This window comes from Vibrio coralliilyticus (genome assembly GCF_024449095.1).
Taxonomy (GTDB): Bacteria; Pseudomonadota; Gammaproteobacteria; order Enterobacterales; family Vibrionaceae; genus Vibrio; species Vibrio coralliilyticus_A.
Window position 1 is genome coordinate 1,047,109 of the sequence record NZ_CP024627.1, and the last position, 23,772, is coordinate 1,070,880.

The 23,772-nt window shown below is 43.5% G+C and carries 19 protein-coding genes and 1 tRNA gene; 13 read left to right on the forward strand and 7 right to left on the reverse strand.

Features of this window, described 5'->3' with window-relative positions:
• Positions 1 to 37: 37 nt before the first annotated feature.
• Complete coding sequence (locus tag CTT30_RS04785; protein WP_252036178.1) at positions 38 to 607, reverse strand: UPF0149 family protein; 570 nt, start codon at positions 605 to 607, stop codon at positions 38 to 40.
• Between the two features lie 124 nt (positions 608 to 731).
• On the opposite strand from CTT30_RS04785, the gene CTT30_RS04790 reads away from it, so the two are divergent.
• From CTT30_RS04790 to CTT30_RS04815, 6 genes are all read left to right on the forward strand, one after another.
• Positions 732 to 3,161: a hybrid sensor histidine kinase/response regulator gene (locus tag CTT30_RS04790; protein WP_252036179.1), complete on the forward strand. Its 2,430-nt coding sequence runs from the start codon at positions 732 to 734 to the stop codon at positions 3,159 to 3,161.
• Positions 3,162 to 3,385: 224 nt separating this feature from the next.
• On the forward strand, positions 3,386 to 3,835 hold the full coding sequence (locus CTT30_RS04795; protein ID WP_252036180.1) for an L-alanine exporter AlaE: 450 nt from the start codon (positions 3,386 to 3,388) through the stop codon (positions 3,833 to 3,835).
• A gap of 145 nt (positions 3,836 to 3,980) precedes the next feature.
• Positions 3,981 to 4,068 (forward strand) — tRNA-Ser (locus CTT30_RS04800).
• 848 nt (positions 4,069 to 4,916) lie between these two features.
• Complete coding sequence (locus CTT30_RS04805) at positions 4,917 to 7,049, forward strand: McrB family protein (RefSeq protein WP_252036601.1); 2,133 nt, start codon at positions 4,917 to 4,919, stop codon at positions 7,047 to 7,049.
• Positions 7,049 to 8,374 carry an McrC family protein gene (locus tag CTT30_RS04810; protein ID WP_252036181.1) on the forward strand — a complete coding sequence of 442 codons (1,326 nt, stop codon included), beginning with the start codon at positions 7,049 to 7,051 and terminating at the stop codon, positions 8,372 to 8,374. The genes CTT30_RS04805 and CTT30_RS04810 overlap by 1 nt, the downstream gene beginning before the upstream one ends.
• A 57-nt stretch (positions 8,375 to 8,431) precedes the next feature.
• Complete coding sequence (locus CTT30_RS04815) at positions 8,432 to 8,755, forward strand: hypothetical protein (protein ID WP_239867980.1); 324 nt, start codon at positions 8,432 to 8,434, stop codon at positions 8,753 to 8,755.
• A 283-nt stretch (positions 8,756 to 9,038) separates the two neighbouring features.
• On the opposite strand, the gene CTT30_RS04820 is transcribed toward CTT30_RS04815, so the two are convergent.
• On the reverse strand, positions 9,039 to 9,500 hold the full coding sequence (locus tag CTT30_RS04820) for a VOC family protein (protein WP_239867983.1): 462 nt from the start codon (positions 9,498 to 9,500) through the stop codon (positions 9,039 to 9,041).
• Between the two features lie 395 nt (positions 9,501 to 9,895).
• On the opposite strand from CTT30_RS04820, the gene CTT30_RS04825 reads away from it, so the two are divergent.
• Complete coding sequence (locus tag CTT30_RS04825; protein WP_252036602.1) at positions 9,896 to 10,987, forward strand: alkene reductase; 1,092 nt, start codon at positions 9,896 to 9,898, stop codon at positions 10,985 to 10,987.
• A 50-nt stretch (positions 10,988 to 11,037) separates the two neighbouring features.
• A complete protein-coding gene (locus CTT30_RS04830; protein ID WP_239875316.1) occupies positions 11,038 to 11,571 on the forward strand; it encodes a YbhB/YbcL family Raf kinase inhibitor-like protein in 534 nt (177 codons plus the stop codon).
• A gap of 258 nt (positions 11,572 to 11,829) precedes the next feature.
• Here the strand turns inward: CTT30_RS04830 and CTT30_RS04835 are convergent, their stop codons facing one another.
• Together CTT30_RS04835 and manA are read right to left on the reverse strand one after the other, a co-directional pair.
• On the reverse strand, positions 11,830 to 12,228 hold the full coding sequence (locus CTT30_RS04835) for a PPC domain-containing DNA-binding protein (protein WP_239875317.1): 399 nt from the start codon (positions 12,226 to 12,228) through the stop codon (positions 11,830 to 11,832).
• Positions 12,229 to 12,323: 95 nt separating this feature from the next.
• Positions 12,324 to 13,508: a mannose-6-phosphate isomerase, class I gene (manA, locus tag CTT30_RS04840; RefSeq protein WP_252036182.1), complete on the reverse strand. Its 1,185-nt coding sequence runs from the start codon at positions 13,506 to 13,508 to the stop codon at positions 12,324 to 12,326.
• A 150-nt stretch (positions 13,509 to 13,658) separates the two neighbouring features.
• Between manA and CTT30_RS04845 the strand changes: the two genes are divergently transcribed.
• Positions 13,659 to 14,576, forward strand: coding sequence for an ROK family protein (locus CTT30_RS04845; protein WP_252036183.1), 918 nt, complete (start codon positions 13,659 to 13,661; stop codon positions 14,574 to 14,576).
• Position 14,577: 1 nt separating this feature from the next.
• Here CTT30_RS04845 and CTT30_RS04850 read toward each other — a convergent pair whose 3' ends face one another.
• Positions 14,578 to 14,883 (reverse strand): DUF1496 domain-containing protein, encoded by a 306-nt coding sequence (locus CTT30_RS04850; protein WP_252036184.1) that lies wholly within the window; start codon positions 14,881 to 14,883, stop codon positions 14,578 to 14,580.
• 97 nt (positions 14,884 to 14,980) lie between these two features.
• A complete protein-coding gene (locus tag CTT30_RS04855; RefSeq protein WP_239875321.1) occupies positions 14,981 to 15,874 on the reverse strand; it encodes a 1-aminocyclopropane-1-carboxylate deaminase/D-cysteine desulfhydrase in 894 nt (297 codons plus the stop codon).
• A gap of 470 nt (positions 15,875 to 16,344) precedes the next feature.
• On the opposite strand from CTT30_RS04855, the gene psrA reads away from it, so the two are divergent.
• From psrA to CTT30_RS04875, 4 genes are all read left to right on the forward strand, one after another.
• Positions 16,345 to 16,971: a TetR family transcriptional repressor PsrA gene (gene psrA, locus CTT30_RS04860; protein WP_252036185.1), complete on the forward strand. Its 627-nt coding sequence runs from the start codon at positions 16,345 to 16,347 to the stop codon at positions 16,969 to 16,971.
• 66 nt (positions 16,972 to 17,037) lie between these two features.
• Entirely contained in the window at positions 17,038 to 19,323 is a 2,286-nt protein-coding gene (locus CTT30_RS04865) for an acyl-CoA dehydrogenase (protein WP_239868009.1), read from the forward strand.
• A 178-nt stretch (positions 19,324 to 19,501) separates the two neighbouring features.
• Positions 19,502 to 20,704 (forward strand): enoyl-ACP reductase FabV, encoded by a 1,203-nt coding sequence (fabV, locus tag CTT30_RS04870; RefSeq protein ID WP_252036186.1) that lies wholly within the window; start codon positions 19,502 to 19,504, stop codon positions 20,702 to 20,704.
• Positions 20,705 to 21,222: 518 nt separating this feature from the next.
• Positions 21,223 to 22,734: a hypothetical protein gene (locus CTT30_RS04875; protein WP_252036187.1), complete on the forward strand. Its 1,512-nt coding sequence runs from the start codon at positions 21,223 to 21,225 to the stop codon at positions 22,732 to 22,734.
• A 105-nt stretch (positions 22,735 to 22,839) separates the two neighbouring features.
• Here CTT30_RS04875 and xthA read toward each other — a convergent pair whose 3' ends face one another.
• The gene (gene xthA, locus CTT30_RS04880; protein ID WP_239836741.1) at positions 22,840 to 23,646 is read right to left on the reverse strand and encodes an exodeoxyribonuclease III; all 807 of its coding nucleotides are present in this window, start codon (positions 23,644 to 23,646) and stop codon (positions 22,840 to 22,842) included.
• Positions 23,647 to 23,772 lie beyond the last annotated feature (126 nt).

Below are 23,772 nucleotides of genomic sequence, written 5' to 3' on the forward strand. Positions count from 1 at the left end.
TGTTAAGCATAAAGGGCCCAATTGGGCCCTTTATGCTTTAATCCGCTTCTGCCAACATGGAGCCGCGCATTGCTAGGCCACATAACATGGTCGGAATTGCATTAAATATCTCTTCAAACTGCTCAAGACCTTCAATTCCTTGCTCTGCAAGTGTTGCAATTGATGTCTCTGGGTCATAAAGCATGCTTAAAGATAGCAACACTCCGCCCAGCAATGCGCTGTCTTCGCTAGCTTCGGGCATGATGGTCTCCCAATCGTCTCTGGCGAGTTGCCAACCTTGTAGAACACCTTCACAGAAGTCTCTTGCTGCTTGATTGACGATGTCTGCTTCGTCTAGAGAACATGTACTTGGCCATACCCATTGGTTGCCCAGTAAAGCAGGGCGGTATTCATTCCATATTGCGATGATCAACTCGATGTAGGTTTCCAACTGCTCACCATCAGTGAATGGTGCTACCTCTTCACCTCCCCATAGAAAAGGAAGCCACTCTTCAGGTGGCAATACATTGGGTGCCGCAGCCATAGCGGTAACGAATCCTTGTGTTTTGGGTTCGTTGATCAGTCGGTTTTCCAGCTCTGGCTGAGAAAGAATGTCTTGTAGTGTCAAAATGAATACCAAAGAGGGGTAATTGAAATTGAGCTAATACTAACAGCCAAAACGAGACATAAAAAGGTGGCAGCTGCGCTATCTCCGCTATAATTGGATGTAAACGGACAAAATTCAAAGGCTTATGGAAATTCGTTCCTCCCTCAAAAGAAAGAGCTTTTTAGCGCTTGCTATGTACATGGCATTTGTCATAGCAGTGATAGGTACGGTGAGTTATCTTGTGGTTGAACCACCTGTGCGCGATCAGTTGGAGAAGAACCTCGACCTACGAACCCAAATCATCGCTGCTGAAATCAAAGAGCCTTTGAACAGTTCTCTTGGTATTTTGCAAAGTGTCGTTAGTATTGGGAGTACTAATGAACCACAAGGCCATCAGGCAGAGATGCTTTATAAGCTTTTCTCGGTGATCGATGGTGTGGCTATCAGCGGTGGTTTATGGCCGATTCCTTATTCAATAGATAGAGGGACTGCTTACAAAAGTTTGTTTTTCAATCGTGCCAGTGACGGTCAAGTCGATCAGGTTTTTTCTTGGGATAATCCGGAGTCGGGCGGCTACGACAAAGAGTCCTGGTATACCTCTGTAGTCAATAAACCGGTGGGGACGGTGTCTTGGTCAGAGGTATATATTGATCCTTTTACACATGTTCAAATGATCACCGCCTCCTCACCTTACTATATTGATGATGTTTTTTCTGGTGTAGCCACCATAGACATATCGCTCGAGAGCTTGGTTTCTTTTGTTCGCAAACATGCAGAAGAGTACGAACTAGGTGTCATACTAAAAGATTCCTATGGGGATGTGATCACTGAACATAATTTTCAGGTTGTTGAAGACATCTACATCAGTAGCACTGATTTTGGTGACTTTAAATGGTATATCGATGTCGTCAATGCTAATCGTTTAGTGACGGAGCAAGTGTATGACTTAGTGTCAAAAGTTGAAGCGGGTATCATCCCCATAATGCTGGCTTGTGTGATGATGGGGTATTTCTTAATCAATCGTTTCCTGATTTCGCCTATCGTGATTATCGCTAAGAAAGTTGATGATTCAATTGAGGGAGGAATCATCGACATGACTTATAACAGCCAAGACGAAATCAAACATCTTATTGATACATTCAACCAGAAAACCGTCTTTCTCGAAGCAGAGAAGCAAAAAGCACAAGCTTCAACAAAAGCCAAAAGCGCGTTTCTTGCCACCTTATCTCATGAAATTCGGACACCGATGAATGGCGTCCTTGGTACCGCGCAGATACTTCTGAAAACGGATCTCACGGAAGAGCAGCAAAAGCATATGAAAACCTTATATGAATCAGGTGATCATATGATGACACTACTTAACGAAATTCTTGATTTCTCGAAAATCGAGCAAGGTCATTTGGAGCTTGAAAATAATCCATTCCCACTTGAAGCCATCATCGGCAGTATTAATAGTGTCTACTTTACCCTTTGCTCAGAAAAAGGTCTGCAATTCAAAGTTTACTCAGAAGTCCCTCATGACCGCTGGTATATGTCTGATAAAGCACGTTTACGGCAAATATTGTTCAACCTCCTTAATAATGCTGTGAAGTTCACATCGCGTGGATATGTAGAGGTGTATTTCAAAGAGATAGAGAAGCAAGGGCAAAACTATTTGGAGATTAAAGTACGTGATACTGGAATTGGCATCGCAAAAGAAGCGCAGCAAAAAATATTCAAGCCTTTTGAACAGGCTGAGTCTTCTACCACGCGACGTTTTGGAGGTACAGGCTTAGGATTAGCCATCGTCAAACAGTTATGTAACCTAATGAATGGCAGTGTGACGTTAGCGAGTGAATTGGGTATAGGTACCAGTTTTGATGTATTGGTGGCAATGGACCACTGTGAGCCTCGCAATCAGGAGATTAAAGAACACAGTAAGCTCAACTATAGTGGCTTAAAAGCTCTTATCGTTGAGGATAACCGCACCAATGCCATCATCATCAATACCTTCATGACCAACAAAGGCTTTGAGTGTGATGTAGTTGAGAATGGTGAACTATCTATCCACGCTATTGCCAGTAAAGAGTATGATTTAGTGCTAATGGACAATCATATGCCAGTTATGGATGGTGTGGAGGCCACCTCTGCTATTCGCTCTTTGCCTAGCTCAAAATCTAAAATTCTAATTTTAGGCTGCACAGCTGATGTTTTTAAAGAAACGCGTGAACGAATGTTGGGGGTTGGAGTGGATTATATAGTATCTAAGCCCATTGACGAGAATGAGCTGGATGATGCACTTTATCAATATTCTGAGCGTTTGTACCAATACAAGCCCATGTTACTGAGTGGCTCAAACATAGAAACTGAAGAAACAGAATCAGTATTGCTGACGTTCTATATGTCTCTAGAGAATGGTGATCTAGAAGAAGCGCAAGAGCATTTTCAAGCCCTGAAAGCGGTGACAACAGGCATTGAAGATCAACACTTGGAAGAAACCCTGAAAGCGATACAGATGAAACTTACATTAGGGGAGGTCCCTTCCCAATCAGATTTGGACGTTTTAACCGTTCTGCTAAAAGATTTTTGTAAGTAAATTACTTGATTTTGGTTGCTTTGTGAGCAAAGTCCAGATTTTTAGTGAATTAATCTGACCTTTTTACTGAGCTTGGTGGTTTATTTACTACTTTTGTTTTTATTTGAAATCTAAAACTAATTAATTCATGGAATAATAGTCTTATATGCTGGTAATTTGAAATTTATCCAGTTTGTATCACTATCTTTGTTGTTTTAATTTGGATTTATATACTGAGGTTTTGGATGAAGCCGCGTGGGCCATTTTGTATTCGTAATGCCGCAGCAGACACTTTTGCTATGGTGGTATTCTGCTTTATTTCTGGGATGATCATAGAAATCTTTATTTCCGGGATGACGTTCGAACAATCGTTGGCTTCACGAACCCTTTCTATTCCGGTAAATATTGCGATTGCTTGGCCATACGGCATGTTCAGAGATTTCATGCTTAGGCAAGGTGAGCGAGTTTCATCCACAAGTATGATGAAGAATATGTCCGATTTGATCGCCTACGTACTGTTTCAATCGCCAGTGTATGCAGCGATCTTGGTGGCGGTTGGGGCCTCAAGTGATCAAATCCTAACTGCAGTAACCTCGAATGCAGTGATCTCATGTGGAATGGGCGTTCTCTATGGCTATTTTCTCGATATGTGCCGCAAGTGGTTTAAGGTGCCGGGATACTACCAGCAAGCCTGATTGTGCAGGAAATCTGGTCGAATTAGCCATTAAGTAATCAAACGTTCAAGATGTGGCGTTTTTTTTCCTCAATAGGCTTGACCTAACCCAATAGAATCATTAAATTAGCGCCTCGTTGGTGAGCAAACCAACCACAATTTGATTCGGTGAGTTGTCCGAGTGGCTGAAGGAGCACGCCTGGAAAGTGTGTATACGGCAACGTATCGAGAGTTCGAATCTCTCACTCACCGCCACATTCTATAGCAAAGACTTAGCTAAGTAGCTTATCTCTAACAAGTACGATAACGAGTATAATAGAGGATAAAGTGAAGATGGCTAAGTCTTTGTCGTTTCTAGCAGATAACAATTCTTCAAGTGCACTAAATAACACTACGAGAACAGCAAGCTACAGTGATGTAAATCCTAATTTATACATTGTTCGCTCTAGCTATGGTGTTTACTCATTTAGATGGCATGTCAAAGAGAGCGCTAGCTCCTACAAAAGATAAAGATTAGCCTTAGAACAAAGAACTTCCTAGAAGCTACATCACTAGTTCATGAGTTGTATGTTCAGATAAGAGACTCTAATAACCCCTCAGAAGCTCATATTGCTCAGTGGATTAAGGCTCAATACAGTTAAGAAGAAACAGCGAGGAAAGGTTAGAGAAAGAGTGAGAGCTTGAATAGGAGGTGCTCAAAGGAAATGAGACATCTAAGCGTAACTTAACTCTTAAAGATAAAAATCTTTATATAACAATGGCATATGTGAATTTAGTTTGCTTTAGACTTATTTATTCTCAATCATTGATCTATGAATTCTGCCAGTTGTACTATGCGATTGTGGTTTAGTAACAACTTTTGACAGCTAAAAGTAAACTACAACGGGAGCCGAAAGACTTGAACCTATTAAGGCAACTAGGGAACAGGTTTATCACAAATCTTAACGTTTTTCATGCCTAGCTGCCTAATATGATGAAGTTGTTGAAGATCTACTTCTAGCAATTAAAGATATTTATGAACCTAGACATAACGCATTATAAATAAGGACTACAAATTGGCTGTTTACTGTGGCGAAAAGAATTCGACTCATTTACTTAACAATATGTCGGAGTTCAAAGAGCGTTGTTTAATTCAAGGTTGCTCTCTTTTTACGGATCTCGCAGTGTGGAATCCACTCACGTGCCAAGAGCTTATTGATTTTTATGTTGAAAACTTGGATGAAGGTGATGGCGACTTTTTAGAAAAGTTGGAAACTCAACTGGCAAACTCCTCTGCAGAAGCGAAAGTACTAGCATCTGAGATGCTGTGGTTGATGTTTCTTTGCCCAAGTAATACTGGTCCCGAATCTAAGCGCAAAAGCATTGAAAGAGTATTTAACTGGAGTGGATATAAGATTACTACAGAATCGAGACAAAGATTCCTTTCTGACATCGCTTTAACTGGAATTGGTAGTGCTGGCACAGCGTATAACACGGGCCGCTGTCGTGAGCTCGTTTATGTTGTCCAGTTGGTTACTGTTTTGTTAAAACTCTCTGAATTGGAGAGAAGAGAGCTTTTGAATGATGTTGAGCGCTTACCTCAGTGGCTAGAGTCTATTCCAGAAAATGGTTCGAGACAGTTTCGTCATATGTTTTTATACCTGCTGTTTCCAGAGTCCCATGAGCGCATATTTGGTAATACTGATAGAAGAGCTATTCTAACGACTTTATCTGATATCTCTACTGCTCAATACAACCGCATGAATGCCAATGAGGTGGACGCTGAATTATTGGCGCTGAGACAATCATTTGAAGTTGAGTTCGGTACTCGAGAACTTGACTACTATGTTGAGCCATTGCTTTCGAAATGGAAACGGCCTAAGCCATCTTCCACTTATGAGATCAACGACACAGTACTGGAGTATGACGTAAAGATGAATGGTAAACCTCAACCACTTAATATGATCCTTTATGGACCTCCGGGAACGGGTAAAACCTACAATACAATTAATAAAGCTCTAGAGATTGTTGATCCTGAGTTTTACCATTTACATTGCGATGATCGAGTTGCTATCAAAAAGAGATTTGATGAACTTCTAAACATTAATCGTATTGGTTTTGTTACTTTTCATCAAAGCTTTAGTTATGAAGATTTTGTGGAAGGTTTGAAAGCGGCTACGGAAAATAATCAGGTAAATTACAAAGTCGAAGATGGTATTTTCAAAAAAATGTGCTCGCACATGGAAACTTCTAGATACAAGTTCAGCGATTTAATTGTCCAGCAAGAGTGCTTCGCAAGCTTTAGCGTAGAAGATATTACTGATGAATTAATTGTTTTTCGTAAGAGAAATGGGAACCGATTGCCAATCGCAAGAGAGGTCATTGACGAGTTTTGCCAAGCTTTCGATAATGGTAAGTTTGATTTAAGTTTAGATCAAAAGTATTGGCTGAAGAGTTTTGAGAACCGACTGGAGCCATATTTAATTACGGGTTTTGATACATTGTATCGAGATATGCTTCCCAAGCTTCTTGAAAGAAGAAGAGCAACAAATCCACCTTTATCGGGCGTATTTGAGGATTATTCTGCTCAAAAAGTACTTATTATCGATGAAATTAACCGAGGCAATATATCCAATATCTTTGGTGAACTCATTACCTTGATTGAGCCAAGTAAGAGGGCTGGTGGTGAAGAAGCATTGTCGGTAAGACTACCATATTCAAAAGAGACTTTTTCGGTTCCGGATAATTTGCATATCATTGGCACCATGAACACAGCGGATAAATCATTGGCTCAGGTCGACATTGCATTACGTCGTCGTTTTCAGTTTCAAGAGATGATGACGGACTATGAGTTACTTTCGACGATACCAACAATTAATGGTATTGACATTAAGAAGATGGTTGAAACTATCAACAAACGAATAGAGTTGCTTTATGATCATGAACATACAATAGGTCACAGCTTCTTTTTACCTCTGGTTAAAGATTCATCGATTGAAAGACTATCACAAATCATGGAACTAGAAATTCTTCCGCTGCTTGAAGAGTACTTTTTCGAGGACTGGGAACGTGTCGCGATGGTATTGGGAGATCACCTTAAGAGCAGTGAAGGTCATCGTTTCATTCGAGAGCAATTTGACATGAAAGAGATGACTAAGTTGATGGGTGTCGATTGGGAGTTAAATGGTGCTCAGCCTTATGTAAGAAACAGTGAAGCGTTAAAAAATCCTGATGCATACATTGGTATCTATTCTTAATGCTTTCTAGAAAAGTTTATTCTCATATTACTATTCGAGAGTTCGGCTTGTTGCTTAATGGTGGCGATAAGTCGAGCATTGATTGCCACTCAATACCACGCACAGCGTTTGAGTGGCTGATGGTCAACGGCCAAAGTAATAACCCAGAATCCGTTAATCTTGTAAGGGTAAAGAAGCACGGTAGTTTGATTGCTTTGCAAGTTATCAACTATGTCGGGGTTTTAGAGACCCCTTGTGGAACTCGTGTTGAAATTCTTCCTAAAATATCAGAGAAGGAAGACAGCCAAGCTACCACGAAAGTACTTCTCAAGATGCTTTCAACGGTCCATAAGCTTAACTTGCAGAGATTTGAAAGCTCTTCCCTGCAAACATTAAACAGGCCTTTATTTGAAGAATTGATTGGTTATTTCTTGAAAGAAGTTTCGGATGTACTTAAAAAGGGAGTCCGCAGCCAATACAAAAGAGTTCAGGCTCGGAAGTCTTATCTCAAAGGTCAGCTACAAACTTCAAAGCAAATCAATCAAAGACCAGGTTGTCTCAATAGCTTCCATATTTCTTACGATGAGTTTTCACCGGATAGAGCGGAAAATAGACTAATACGATCTGCGCTTAGTCAAGTGATAAAGTGGTCCAAAAATAGCGATAACTTGCGTTTAGGGAGTGAATTGCAGTTTGCGTTTGATGAGATCTCTTGCTCAACAAATTATGCATTGGATTTTCGTCAGTGGTCCAAGGAGCGCTCACTTATCCATTATTGGTCTGTGAAACCCTGGTGTGAGTTAATTTTGAGTTACCAATCACCAGTTTCACTATCAGGGGGGCATAATGGCATCTCGATGCTTTTCCCCATGGAGAGCCTATTTGAGCAATACGTAACAATCAGGCTCGGAAAATCGCTTTCTCATGAGCTCACGTTAAGAGCTCAAGCAAGCAGTTGTGCCCTAGTGACTCATAAGCCCCGTAGCGGAAAGTCTCAAGAGTGGTTTAGACTCAAGCCCGATATTGTTGTTAGGGATAAGACTTCGCATGAGCCGCTGTATGTGGCTGATACTAAGTGGAAACGAATTGACGAGAAGCAAGCCACGGCCAAGTATAAGTATGGTATTAGTCAACCGGACATGTATCAGATGTTTATATATGGTCAAAGTTATTTAGGTGGCTCAGGTGTGGTATATCTTATCTACCCAGCATACGAGAACTTTAATGAGCCTCTACCACCATTTAAATTTGACGAACGGCTGTCTGTAAGGGTTATTCCTTACGATCTCAGCAATGATGAATGCGATCTATTGAGTTCCGGTTCACCGGTATCACTTCTTCAATGAGGCCGTCAGATCAAGTCATAACGCAATCTATCGGCCTAGCTCAAAAGGAGCATCAATGTGATTGAAACAATGGTGTTTGTTGTTCTAGGTTTTTTTTACTTCTTTGTCGAGGGTAGTGAGACATCCTTAAAGGAAGCGCTTATTGCTATGGCATTGTATGGGATCTACCTGATTGTCTATCTGCTGATAGAGCCATTTCCCGCTATGACGTCTAAGTATATGGGGCAACTTTACGGTTTGTTACCAGCGCTATCTTTTGGTGCCATATTGTTTCCGCATTTCAATCAGCATTCTCCTGAAATTGTCACCAAAGCTATTGGCTGGGTCGGATTGACGACAGCGTTTATTATTCTTTGTTATTTTAAGTGGTTAGTGTGGTGAGGACTGAATTACTGATAGGTGACTAATTAAATTATGAATACCTTAAGTCAGTAATGCATGATTGGCTTTCTAATATGACCAACACGGACACACATCACCATAAGTGATTGCGGCATATATAACTCACGAGCTAATACAGGTCGAGATGCCGAATTCGCTCTTACCTTCTGACCGTGTCATGAGCCGACTGATAAAACGATACAGTAAGAGCAAAATGGGTGTGGAATAAAACTCATCAGCGGCTAGATATCCCCTAAAGTCCAGAGCCCCCCCACACACATTGTTAAGTGAGTTCGACCACGGGTAATGGGGCGCCTACTATCTTGTTGTCGGGTGAAAAAGGGAAAATAATTTCAATCGTGATACCGTTTGGATCGTCGAGAAAGATCTGATGCTCATTGATTTGCGGGATCACGCGTTCACGAAAAGGAATCTTCAGTTGCGTCAAGTGCTGCTGAGTTGATGCGAGGTGGTGCCCTTTGAATGAGATATGGTCTATGGCCCCTGAGCCTGATTGGCCTTCTTTGCCTCCTAAATAATCCACCAGAGCTTTGGGAGTATGCCCAGCAGGGAGAGACACTAGATGTAAAATAGGGTGTCCATCATCGTTGTACATCCAAGCACCTGGAAAAGCAAATTGAGGGCGAGGGCCGCGCTGCAGCCCAAGAGACTGTTCAAAGAACTGTATGGTTATATCTAGGTTAGAGGTTCTGATGGTAAAGTGATCGATGGCCTTTATACGCATATGATTGCCTTGTGCCTGAAGGGAAACGTACTATTCACAATACGTGATCGGTGACGGCAAAGAGAAGGGCAGCCAACCTAAAAACACTTTTTATCCAAACCGAATAGTCGATAACTTATCCTGCGACACACTAGTCATAGTTCTGTCGTACCCTGATATCTTGTCCACTATCACATCGGTTACAATGCCATGCTCTCCGCTTCTTGATCTTTAGTTGAGGCGGCTCACCCATTCAGCCCCTCATTCGTCATTATTTGGCTGAGCCGAATAGTTAATTCAAATTTCCCCTAATTATCAAACTAGCTCTGATCAATATACTGACTCCATGATTATCAGGTCGACTGGAGTTCGTTAGCAATCATCCCAGTGACCGCGTCTTAACTGAGGAACCGATGATGAGCAAACTATTTGAACCGACGCAACTAAAGCAACTGGATCTGCAAAACCGTGTTGTAATGGCACCCATGACCCGAGCGCGCACCAGCCAGCCGGGTAATATACCTAACCCAATGATGGCAACTTATTACCAGCAACGCGCGACCGCGGGCTTAATTATCTCTGAAGCAACACAGATTTCTGACGATTCGCAAGGTTATTCTTTCACTCCGGGCGTATACACCGACGAACAAGTCGCGGGTTGGAAAACCGTGACTCAAGCCGCCAAACAACAAGGTGCTGTCATGTTTTGTCAGCTCTGGCATGTCGGTCGCGTATCGCACCCAAGTTTTCAAAACGGCGAGCAACCTATCGCGCCATCAGCTCTGAAGCCAGTAGATACTCAAGTGTGGATCGCCGACGAAAATGGCGATGGCAATATGGTGGATTGTGTCGAGCCAAGAGCCATGTCTCAGGCAGATATTGACCGAGTGGTGAGCGATTTTGCTTATGCGGCAAAGCGTGCGATTGAAGCGGGTTTCGATGGCGTTGAAATTCACGGCGGTAACGGTTACTTGATTGATCAGTTCCTGCGCACAAACTCCAATCACAGAACCGATCAATACGGCGGAACTCAGGCAAACCGTATCCGCTTTTTATTAGAGGTGGTCGATGCCGTTAGTGATGCCATCGGTGCTGATAAAGTCGGAGTGCGACTGGCGCCTTTCATCACGTTTAAGGACATGAACTGCCCGGAGATTGTACCGACGATTTTAAAAGCGTCTAAGCAACTTCAAGCTCGTGATATTGCTTACTTACATCTGTCGGAAGCTGACTGGGATGACGCGCCAGTGATTCCCGAAAGTTTCAGAGCTGAGCTGCGTGACTACTTCACCAATACCATTATTGTCGCGGGCAGCTACACCCAACAACGTGCGGAGATCGTACTCGAAAAAGGGTATGTAGATTTAGTCGCGTTTGGGCGTCCGTTTGTTTCTAACCCAGATTTGGTGGCACGCCTAAAGCATCAACAGCCTCTGCAGGAGCTGGATGGTGCGACACTGTTTGGTGGTGATGAACGCGGGTATACCGATTACCCTACGTATGGCTAAAGGCACTGGGCTCAAGCTGCTACTTTTAAACAAAACAGGAAAGGACAACAATGAAAAAGATAGCTAAATCTTTACTGGCAGTCGGTATCCTAACGACGGGCTCTGTTCAGGCGTTTGAACTTATGAGCGAAGACGTTATTGAAGGCCATCCGATGCAGAAAACCTTTGAGTATCAGGGCTGGGGTTGTGATGGTGACAATTTGTCTCCTCAGCTGACATGGAAGGGAGCACCTGCTGGGACCAAGAGCTATGCAATCTCAGTGTATGATCCCGATGCACCGACAGGCAGTGGCTTCTGGCATTGGTTGGCATTTAACATTCCGGCTTCTGTTAATGCATTACCCCGCGGAGCAGACATTAACAAATTAGGTGGCACAGAATCTCGAATCGACTTTGGCACGACCGGCTATGGAGGTGCGTGCCCGCCCGTTGGAGATGGTATGCATCGCTACCAGTTTACTGTTTGGGCGCTTCCTACTGCCACCTTAGATCTTAATGCACAAACGCCCGCAGCAGTAGTCGGGTTTACCTTAAATAGTGTGGCTTTAGGTAAAGCGACATTGACAGCGACCTATACGCGCTAGAGAGTACAAAGCTCAGATCGTGTTTCATCACTGCTTACTCAGATACAAGCAGCACCCGTGCTGATTAGTTAAGCCCGAAATGGACGGTTGAACGAGCCTACGAGGATGTCAGAATCCAAGTGTATTCGTGCACTTGGATTTTTATGTTGTTAAGACGAGGTCTAAACAGCGCTCTGGTCTGTCAGGCTTATGCCTACTTAAGGTAATAGGTGGGTGTTTTAAAGAGGCTGGAGTCATTACCATCCATTACTTCTTATCTCAACAACCTCCAATCACCAACTCGGTATACCCCGTTGTTTCATCCTGTTCTCTGGAAAAATTCAGGTTAGGGTACTTGTGAAGGATCAGTTCTGCTGTGGTGTCTATGATACTGTTTTCGAGAAGATGGCCGCCAATTACCTGACCTGCGCTATTTGCGACCGAAATGTGGATGTGTTGGTGATTTGGGGTCAGTGTCCCCATCACTGAAACAATTTCAAAAGGTTGGGTTAGCGTTATGGATTGTTCGGCGCCTGCGAGGCGAATGCTGATTTGTTGCAAACACCCTACACAGGATGCAATTGTTCCTGCCTGAATACTATGTTGTTTTACCAGAGACTGAATTTGCTTTTTTAGGTCTTGCCCTTTGGTGAGTCGAGTCGCAATAGGCTGAATCATAGAATATTCTCACGCGCTAAAAGTTTGTAAAATAAAAGGAGCAAATTGATTGCTCCTTTACATTGTTTAATTTGTATCACTTCAAGCGTAAAAGCTTAATGCGCTCTTGCGACTGCACCTTGCGAGCTGACATTGATCGTTAGGGTTGATAGAGGGACGAAAGCGGACTGCCCTTTACTTAGAACTAAGGTATTGTCACCAGCTTGCAGTGTTACATCGTTATCGATGGCGAAGATGATCTCTGCTCGGCTCAACACCAATGTATGATTTTCTGGCTGTTGGAGCACAGAGAATTTAAAGTCGTCGACAGGAACTGGAAAGCTTAGCTCGCAACCGTCTGTAATTGGTTGAGTCAAGATTTTGTTGTTATCCAGTGCTTCGAATTTACAACTATTGACCAGCTCTTCAACATCCATGTATTTAGGGGTTAAGCCTGCACGCAACACGTTATCAGAGTTAGCCATGATTTCTAGACCTGTGCCTTTGATGTAGGCATGAGGAGTACCTGCATCTAAAAACATGGCTTCACCCGGCTGGAGCTCTAGTACATTCAACATCAACGGAGCAAGTAAGCCCACATCGTTCGGATATTGTTTGTTGAGTGCTAAAACCAGTGTTGCCAGTGGATCTTTACTATTTCCCGCCCAACTTAGCAGTGCATCAAGCGCTTTCGACTTCTTCTCGCCATCAAGCTCTAGTATCGCTTTAAAGAATTTCTGTAACCCTTGCGGAGAAAGGTCTGAACGAAATGCGTCAATATCGAATTGCAGAACTTGCGCGTTGAGGGCGTCAAATAGCGCGATAATATCGTTAAAATCACGAAAACCATTCATCGCCATATAAGGTGTAAGAGCGTAAACCAATTCCGGTTTATGGTTAGGGTCTTTGTAATTTCGGTTAGATGCCCCGCGGTCAATACCGGCTTTGTCTTCTCTCGCAAATCCTTCTTCAGCTTGTGCTTTGGACGGGTGTACTTGGATGGACAGCGCTTGTGCGGCAGCTAGCACTTTAAACAGGAAAGGCAGCTCACCGAAGCGTTGATTTGTCTCTGCACCGATGGTTTGGTCTGGGTTTTGCTCTATGTAGTCAGAAAGCAGTACGGTTTTATTATCAACCTGGATCTTTGAGCAGCCGTTTGGGTGGGCGCCCATCCAAATTTCCGCTTGAGGCTGATGGTCAGGGTTGGCGATACCAAACAATGTATTGATCGAATCGTGGCTACCCCAAGGGTAGTTTTGAATAACGTTTTCCAATAGGAAAAATGGAGCAGAGTGAGACATTCTTATACCTTACAAAAAATACCGCTAGCAAATGGCCAAAAAGTTCTCAGGCCTAAACTCGTCTAGTTTACAAACTTGCCAATATCATGAGCAAGATAAAAGAGATAGGAGTGTGACTATGTCATGATGAAGTGAAATTTTAGCAGGACGATGACGAGGAAAACTATGCTGGTAGGGCTGGATATAGGTGGGACAAAAATAGAAGGTGTGGGGTTAGATAAAGAGACCTATGCAACGCTAATCAAGTATCGTGAGTCAACGGATACCAAAAGCTATCAAGGGTTTCTCCATTCAGTCCTCACTGTGATCAAACAAGTTGAGAAATATGGTGAGGTTGATTCGATTGGCATTGGTTGTTGTGGCTCGGTGGGTAACGATGGGCTGATGCAAGGGGCGAATGTCACGGTGTTAAATGGTCAAGATTTCATTGGGGATTTGCGCAAGTTTATTGATGTTCCCGTTGCGCTCGCCAATGATGCTGATTGCCTTGCGCTGTCCGAGTTTAAAGATGGGGCAGCAAAACAGGCACAGAACTCCTGCGTCACTATGATTATTGGCACGGGCTGTGGTTCTGGCGTCATCATCAATAATGGTTTAGTGACGGGTTTAAATAAGCTAGGCGGAGAGTTAGGACATAACCCATTGCCTGGATACGATAAGGAAAAAGACGGTCAACCAGTTGAGTGTTACTGCGGTTCGCTTAACTGTACTGAGTCATTTGTATCTGGTACTGGATTTAGTCGTTCATTTTCAGAGAAGTACTATCCTGCGGATTCGAAAAAAATTATGGCTATGTATGCGCAAGGTAACCAAGATGCAAGACAGCATTTTGATCTCTACTGTGACCAACTAGCTCGCGTATGTGCTTCCATTGTCAATTTTATCGACCCTGAAGTAATTGTTCTTGGAGGTGGGATGTCAAATGTTGATGCCGTGTATCCGCTTGTCAATGAAAAACTTAACCAGTATACGTTTAATAAATCAGCCAAAACGCGCATTGTGAAAAACGTTCATGGTGACTCGTCAGGTGTTCGCGGAGCAGCGTTCCTGCATTCGTTTGAACAATAAATCAGTTAATCGAATAGCTTTTTACGCTTGGGTTTGTCTGCTTGGGTTCCGATTGCGTTTGTTCATTGAGAGGAGCCCATTTTAACGCGCCGTTAGTTTCAAAATCATTGGCTTCGGTGCACTTCATGTAGTGTTCTCCGACCTGAAGTATCGCGCCTAATGAGTATCCTTGGTCTTGATAGTAACAAACCCGCTTGGCCGCTTCGCTTCCATCAATGGCTATGACGGCTTTGCCGGGCGTCGTAATAACGTTTGCTGAAGCGGATGCTGATGCCAACAACAGCAAAGTGAATAGATTGATGCGCATAAACTCTCCTTAGACGAAATCATAAGTTATAGGCGACCGATCCTTAGTCGCGATTAAGTCGTTACCGAGAAAAATGTGTGATTGTGTTTGTTTCTCTTTAGTCTCCATATTTACGCTGATAACGAGGTAGCATACTTTCGTTCCCCAGTAAGCCACCTTGATGGACGTAAATGATCGTTTTATCAGGGTTCTCCGCAAACCAAGACCGTAAGCATTGCCACATCATTGGGTCGTAGAGTAAATCAAATTCAACGTCAGTTTGCTCCAAAAGTTTACGCCAGATTTCGTAATCTTGGCGATAAAGTTTGCCGAAATGATGTTTGTTTTCGAGTTCAAGGATATGTGGGAAATCGGTTTCGCCGAGCTGTTTAAATTGCTCGATAAGATACTCCTTACCTCCGACACATGGGCAAGTAATGACCTCGATATGATGCATTTTAAGAAATTGATGTAGGTATAAAGCGGTGGTGCCCGTTCCTGAAGGTAAGGCGACGGTAAACGTTTTACCTGTTTCAAAGCGAGTCCAAGACAATATTTCACGGGCAAGTTGTTCAACCCCCAATCGGGCATCGTTGGAGCGACCACCTTCTTCGACGACTAGGCAGGTGGAATCTGGCTGACGGACAGTTTTAATGAATTCAGTTGGGTGAAGGTTGAGTGCATTGACGGGGATGATGCTGGCACCAAGGTCTAGCGCACCACGATAATTACCGATAGGTCTTTCAATTAACCATTGGGGGATATGATCTACGTAAAATTCCAATGACCAGCCCTTGATTGCACACAGTGCTGCTAATGAATAGAGTGAATTGGCTTGTGCACTGCCATAGCTAATCAGCGTTTTTGTATTTGGGTAATCTCCTTCCAACAGTGTCATGAACTTGCGCGCTTTGTTACCACTGAAGTGGCTATGCAGCTGATCATCACGTTTTAGGTAAAAATCAATACCATCGAATTGATGCTGAGTGATTGGCGTGTCGCTAAGTTTCATTTGTCTGTCTGTCTGTGCATGAAGGAGGGCTATCTTACTCGAATAAGGTTCAAATGTATGAAGGTGGATCAAAAACCGATGCACGTAAGGTTGATGGCATATGGGAAAGGTTATGGCCTAGAAGTATTGTAGAAAATAATAGGATAAAAAAAGCCCAGAGCAATCTGGCCCTGGGCTGATACAAAACATAGGAGTTAATAAGAAAAAGCAGCGTAAATTAGTAGTGTCAGTCAAGAAAACAAGTATTACGGCCTGTAAACTTAAGAAGGCTCTGCTAACTACACCTATTCAGACCCCCTTTATTCAAATCAGTTCCATCAAAAGCAAAAAAATTTAATTTTTTCTTCAGAAGGTTATCTAGCAACTTTGATATCTGGTCGGACCAATGTTCAAAAGTGTGATGTTAAAAACTTGTTGGTTATTTGTTTCGGTTGTATATTTCAAACAGTTGTTTAATACGAGTGATTGAAATGTCGATGAGAAATACGACCAAAGAGAAAATCCTAGATGTTGCGGAAGCTCTGTTTGCAGAACACGGTTTCAATGACACGTCATTGCGTACGATAACCAGCAAAGCGGGTGTCAACCTAGCATCGGTGAACTATCACTTTGGTGATAAGAAGACATTGGTACGTGCCGTATTGAATCGCTATTTGGAGGCATTTATGCCAGCGGTTCAAGATGCCTTGATCAATCTTAATCTCAACGAAGATTACGCAATGTCCGACGTATTTGAATCATTGCGAGGGCCTTTGCGTGCGCTCAATGATGTCAGACCTAATGGTACGAGTCGTTTCATGTTGTTGATCGGCCGTGGCTATACCGATGTACAAGGTCATTTACGCTGGTTTATTACCACTCGTTATCAGGATACGTTGTCTTTATTTACTGAATCAGTAATGAAGGCGAATCCTAAACTGACTCAGGAAGAGCTGTTCTGGAGATTGCATTTCACCTTGGGGACTTGTGTCTTCACGATGGCGTCAAGCCAAGCTCTGATGGAAATTGCTGAGAATGCTTACGGGAAGCAGATGGACGCGAAGTCAATTGTCGATCAGCTTATCCCATACTTGGCGGCTGGTGTTGCAGCTGAGTAAATAGACAAATCGAAACATAAAACAAATATAAATTAGACCACCAACTGTGAACAAAAGGATCTGATTATGTGCTCTCTACGTAGAAAATGGGTCAGTGACCCAGCTTTCAAAATGTTTAAAAAAGTACTGCCACCGCTTTCCAGCACAGAGAAGGAAGCGATGGAAGCGGGTAGTGTTTGGTGGGACGGGGAGCTGTTCTCTGGTCGCCCGGACTTCTCCAAGTTACACCAATATCCAACGCCAACTTTGACCGCGGAAGAGCAATCTTTCATTGATAATGAGTTGGAAACTTTGTTGGGAATGCTTGATGACCATAAGATCGTTAAAGAAGACCGCGACTTGCCTCCTGAAGTTTGGGAGTACCTACGTAAAGAGCGTTTCTTCTCACTCATCATTTCTAAAGAATACGGTGGTCGAGAGTTTTCTGCGTTAGCAAATTCGACAATCGTCACTCGAATTGCAACACGCAGTATTAGTACTGCCGTTTCTGTCATGGTACCGAACTCATTAGGCCCAGGCGAACTTCTTTCACACTACGGGACTCAAGAACAAAAAGACTATTGGTTACCACGTCTTGCCGATGGTACGGATATTCCATGTTTTGCATTAACTGGCCCTGAAGCTGGCTCTGATGCTGGCGGCATTCCTGATGATGGTATCGTGTGCTATGGCGAACACGAAGGCAAAGAGGTACTGGGTATTCGCCTTAACTGGAACAAGCGTTATATCACGCTGGCGCCAGTCGCCACCGTACTTGGTCTTGCATTTAAAATGTACGACCCAGATGGCTTGATGGGCGATAAGAAAGAGTTGGGGATCACCTGTGCTCTTATCCCTGCCGATCACAAAGGGGTTGAGATTGGCGAGCGTCATGACCCACTAGGTCTTGCTTTCATGAACGGCCCAACGCGTGGTAAAGATGTGTTCATTCCAATGGAATGGCTGATTGGCGGTCAGGATTACGCAGGTAAAGGCTGGCGTATGCTGGTGGAATGTCTGTCTGCAGGGCGTGGTATCTCATTACCAGCACTGGGCACCGCGATTGGTCATCTAACATCACGCACCACGGGTGCTTATGCCTATGTTCGTAAGCAGTTCGGTATGTCGATTGGTAAGTTTGAAGGTGTGGCTGAAGCAATGGGCCGAATTGGTGGCCTTACCTACTTGTTGGAAGCGACACGTACTCTAACGACGACATCTTTGGATCTCAAAGAAAAGCCGGGCATTGTAACGGCAATTGCTAAATACCATATGACAGAAATGGCGCGCACCATCTTAAATGATTCGATGGATATTCACTCGGGTCGTGCGATTCAGGACGGTCCGATGAACTATTTGGCGACGCACTACTTAGGCATTCCGGTTGCCATTACGGTGGAAGGGGCAAACATTTTGACTCGAAATCTGATGATCTTTGGTCAAGGTGCGACGCGTTGTCATCCATTTGTTCTAAAAGAAATGGAAGCGGCAGCGAACCCAGATGAGAAGCAAGGGGCAAAAGAATTTGATGAGTTACTCTTCAAGCATATTGCCCATGCGACTAAGAATACATTTGGTGCGTTTGCGGCAGCCCTCACTGGTTCACGCTTCATCAAAGCCGATATGAGCGGTCCGACTCAAGGTTATTACAAAGACCTGACTCGTCTAAGCCGTGCTCTGGCCGTAAGTTCTGATATTGCAATGGCGACCTTGGGTGGAGATCTAAAACGTAAAGAAATGATCTCGGCGCGTTTAGGTGATGTTCTAGCATACCTTTACATGGGTTCAGCCGCGCTCAAGAAATACGAAGATGAAGGTCGTCAGCAGCAGGATCTTGATTACGTGCATTATGCGGTTCAACATTGTCTGCATAACGCTGCGAAAGCGCTTCAAGAAGCGTTTACCAACTATCCTCAAAAAGCAGTGGGCCGTTTGTTGAAGGTGCTGATCTTCCCATTGGGTAACCACTTTACCAAGCCAAGTGACAATTTAACTGTGAAATTGGCTGAAAGTTTGATGACACCAGGAGCGCACCGCGATCGCTTAACCCATCTTTGTTATATCGGTAAAGAAGAGGACGACAGCGTTGGTCTGATGGAAAATGCTTTCCTTGCGATGTACGGGGTGAAGAGCCTTGAACGCAAGCTAATGAGAGCAGCCAAAGAGGGCAAGGTTGCCCGCAAAGGCCTACTTAAAGATCGCCTCGCACAAGCGCTTGAAGCCAACGTGCTGACTCAGGACGAAGTCGATCAAATTGTTGCTGCGGATGCATTGCGCTACCAAGCGATTCAGGTCGATGACTTTAGCCACGACTTTAGTGAAGTGAGAACGGGTCAAGCGCCGGTAAAGCCAAAATTGGATAGTGTTGCATAAAGCGCTAATCCATAATCAGTCAAGGCACCTTAGCGGGTGCCTTTCTTTTTTGGGCGAAATCTAAAACTCGTATGAAAGTGCTCCAACCACTTGCATTTTGCCGACATTTTTACAGAAATTAGATGCGAACTGGTGTTGAACCTTTTATCCTAGCGGAGTTTTTTAAAGGAAGTTGAATATGATCATCAAACCTAGAATTCGTGGATTTATCTGTACTACAACGCACCCTGTGGGTTGTGAAGCTAACGTAAAAGAACAAATTGCTTACACAAAAGCACAAGGCCCAATCAAAAACGCGCCTAAGCGTGTTCTTGTTGTTGGTGCTTCAAGTGGCTACGGTCTATCTTCTCGTATCGCTGCGGCATTTGGTGGCGGCGCTTCAACTATCGGTGTGTTCTTTGAAAAAGAAGGCACAGAGAAAAAGCCAGGCACAGCAGGTTTCTACAACTCAGTTGCCTTCGAAAAGCTGGCTCGTGAAGAAGGTCTTTACGCGAAGAGTCTGAATGGCGACGCTTTTTCTAATGAAGCGAAGCAAAAAACAATTGATCTCATCAAAGAAGATCTAGGCCAAATCGATATGGTGGTTTACTCACTGGCTTCTCCAGTGCGTAAAATGCCAGAAACGGGCGAAGTGATTCGCTCATCGCTAAAGCCAATCGGTGAGACTTACACGTCTACCGCTGTTGACACCAACAAAGATGTCATCATCGAAGCAAGCGTTGAGCCTGCTACTGAAGAAGAAATCAAAGACACTGTCACAGTAATGGGCGGTGAAGATTGGGAACTTTGGATCAACGCGCTTTCTGATGCTGGCGTTCTAGCTGAAGGTTGTAAAACCGTTGCATACAGCTACATAGGTACTGAGCTTACTTGGCCAATCTACTGGGATGGTGCGCTAGGTAAAGCGAAAATGGATCTAGACCGTGCTGCGACTGCTCTAAACGAGAAGCTTTCTGCAACAGGTGGAACCGCAAACGTTGCAGTTTTGAAGTCTGTCGTGACTCAAGCAAGCTCTGCAATCCCAGTAATGCCGCTATATATTGCAATGGTATTCAAAAAAATGCGTGAAGAAGGCGTACACGAAGGTTGTATGGAACAAATCTTCCGTATGTTCAGCCAGCGTCTATACAAGGAAGACGGTTCTGCGCCTGAAGTTGATGACAAGAACCGCCTGCGTCTGGATGATTGGGAACTGCGTGATGACATTCAGCAGCACTGCCGTAACCTATGGCCACAAATCACCTCTGAGAACCTTAAAGAGCTGACAGACTACGTTGAGTATAAAGAAGAGTTCTTGAAGCTATTTGGCTTTGGCGTTGAAGGTGTTGATTATGATGCTGATGTTAACCCTGACTACAAAGCAGACTTTATTACTATCTAATTGAGCATCAAAATTAGAAAGCAAATCCGGAGTCTAGGCTCCGGATTTTTTATACCCGTAATTTCTATAATTGGCAGTCAATGTGGGTTTCTACTTAGACCGCGAGCGACGAATCATGCCTGTCCCTAAGAAGATGACATTCGCTAATAGCGGATTCATCAAACCCTAATTTTCCCCTGATTTCTCACTTAACAGCCCAATTACTCACAGTAATAAGCCACTAAGATAAACCTGCATATAACGCTGGTAGGACTGTCTAATGTTGAGGCTTAGCGAATAATTTAAAATCGGTGTTTAGCTAATTGTTTGAAATATCTTGCTTTATAGAGTCGATATCTTTAGGTGGTGCGTTTTGATTTTATGGTATTCATTTTCTAAGTGAGAAATCAATGAGCAATAAATATTTAACTGACATCGTTTCACAGCCAGATATAGCGCAGTATAAAAAAAGTTTGGTCTTAAGGCTTTTGAATTCAAAAAGGCCTTTTGTGCATTACCCACCCAGTGCCAGAGGGGATATGAATGCCTACAAATACGTCGCCTTCAAAGACGAAATGTCGCGACCGATTACGGTATTTGAATATTTTGATTCTCCCAAAGAAGGGTCTGAGCAGGAAGAATTTAATCGAAATATCCCGGCAATCAATCAGCACATTAGAGATCTTGGCTTACTCCAAGAGGGGCGGGACTATGTTTGGTTGACCACCAAGGATGTCAATGAAGTCAAAAAGCACGCAGATAAAGTCCATCATTACCAAGAATATGACAACAACACTTATGATCGCGATATCCGCCGACAAGCGTTGCTATTCTATAAAGACAAAATCAACAATGATCTGAGTGTCATACAATATCTAAACTCGAAAAACATTGTACAGGTTAGAAACAGAGAAAAGTGCCTGGCGATATTCAACATTAACCGGCGAGCCAAAAGCGAGGTTTGGGATCCGAGAAATGAAAGACACAGCACTTACATGCAAGCCTTTAAAGACATTGTAAACATCATCAATGAAATCAATGAAGATAAGCATTTACCCATGCATGATATTTGTTTCGTGGGTAGTAAATTAACGCCAGGTGAGGTCACCGATTGGCAGAACTATTGCGCCGCGGTGGGAACAAATTTGATTGACCTGACCGATGTGATGGATGCGCCTCATGGCCTGAATCGCACTCAGCAAAGGTGCGTACATGTTGCGTTAGCGGAGAACTACAAAAGTACCCTCTATTTTGGTCATCAATCTGGCGTTAATGAAGACGCGAACATCCTCCCCAGAACCAACGTGTTCAGCTTAAGTGAATATCTTCACCTTGGGCAAATCGGCATTAGTCGGGTTGAAGCGCGATCTCAGTTGGACCCTGAGTATCAAAACGAATTGGGCATGGGTGGGGCATATAGCGCTTTTGGCAATTTTTACAGTTTGCGTAACTGTGAGTTTCTCACTTCTGACGGCGTGCTAGCGGCAATTCAGCTCAAATTGGATATGCACAAAGACAATCATATTTCTCTTGAAACAGTATGGGATGACGTTTTAGGGCGATATGCTTGGGAGTTGGATGTGCCTTCCATCCCAAAGAAGAGGTTGGATAAGTCAGAGCCTTACGTTGTGTTTTGCAATAAGTATTACTATATCGATGACATAGGGATATCCGATGATCAGGCGGTAAAAAGGTTACTTAATCGGATCTTTGTCAGTGCAGGGGTGGATGAGACCAAGTTCTGGGATAAGGTGGAAGATAAGGAAGCCAAAAGGGCCTATATTGAGGCGGCAGAATTATTGGTACGGCGAAAGCTGAAAAACCAAAATCAATTCACTGAACAAACTAAGGTATGGCTGACTCGCATCCTTGAGCAATTGTTTGAGAGACATGATAGTGAGTCGCCACTTTCAGCGCATAAGAAAAGGCTTGAAGCGCAAAATGCAGGACGAGTCATGTATACGCTGGGTGGCAATCAAATTAAACACCGTGCCATTAAAGACACGTCGTGGAGTGACTTCTGGAATCTAGTCGATAATCAATCCGAGTAAGACTAGAAATAGGCCACTGAAAATCGCATCGACGTTGGGACCAATATGTTGCGTTTGGGCATGCAAAAAGGGTGACAAAACACGTCACCCCTTGACCTCTTTTCGCTATTTAAACGTTGACCAAATCGGCGCGTGGTCGGAAGGTTTTTCGATACCACGCAGTTCGTAGTCGATATCTGACTCGATACATTTTTCAGCGAGCTTTGGTGTCGCCAGTACCACGTCAATGCGCAGCCCCCGATTGTCATCAAAACCGCGTGAGCGGTAATCAAACCATGAGAAACGATCCTCTACCTCAGGGTGAAGCTGGCGGAAGGTATCCACAAACCCCCAGTCCATTAATGTTTTCAACCATTCACGCTCTTCTGGTTGGAAAGAACATTTACCTGTCTTCAGCCAGCGTTTACGGTTAGGTTCTCCAATGCCGATGTCGGCATCAATTGGGCTGATATTGATATCGCCCATCACGATAAGCTGTTCGTCGCTGTTGTGATGATCATTAAGGTAAGTCATCAGGTCTTTGTAGAACTGGCGTTTGTAAGGGTATTTGGTTTCGTGACTGATGTTGTCACCTTGTGGGAAGTAGCCGTTGAGCACGGTGACTTTCTCACCATTATCATCTTCAAACGTCGCGATGATCATACGCTTTTGATGTTCTTCATTGTCAGTTGGAAAGCCTTTCTGCACTGAAAGCGGTTCTTTCTTACATAGCATAGCAACACCGTAGTGTGCTTTCTGACCATGGAAGTAGACTTTGTAGCCCATCGCTTCAACGTCTTCGATAGGGAAAGCTTCATCATGCACTTTGATCTCTTGAAGACCGATTACGTCTGGCTGATGCTTATCAATAACTGCCTGTAATTGATGCAAGCGTGCACGAAGACCATTGATATTAAAGCTGATGACTTTCATTTTTATTCCTTATTATTGAAATAATTCAACGAATTGAAATTTTTCCGATATTACCACTTTCTTTATCCTGCGCCTAAAGTTAACAGTGACTGATTGGTATTAACATATTGGTAATATTTCAATTGA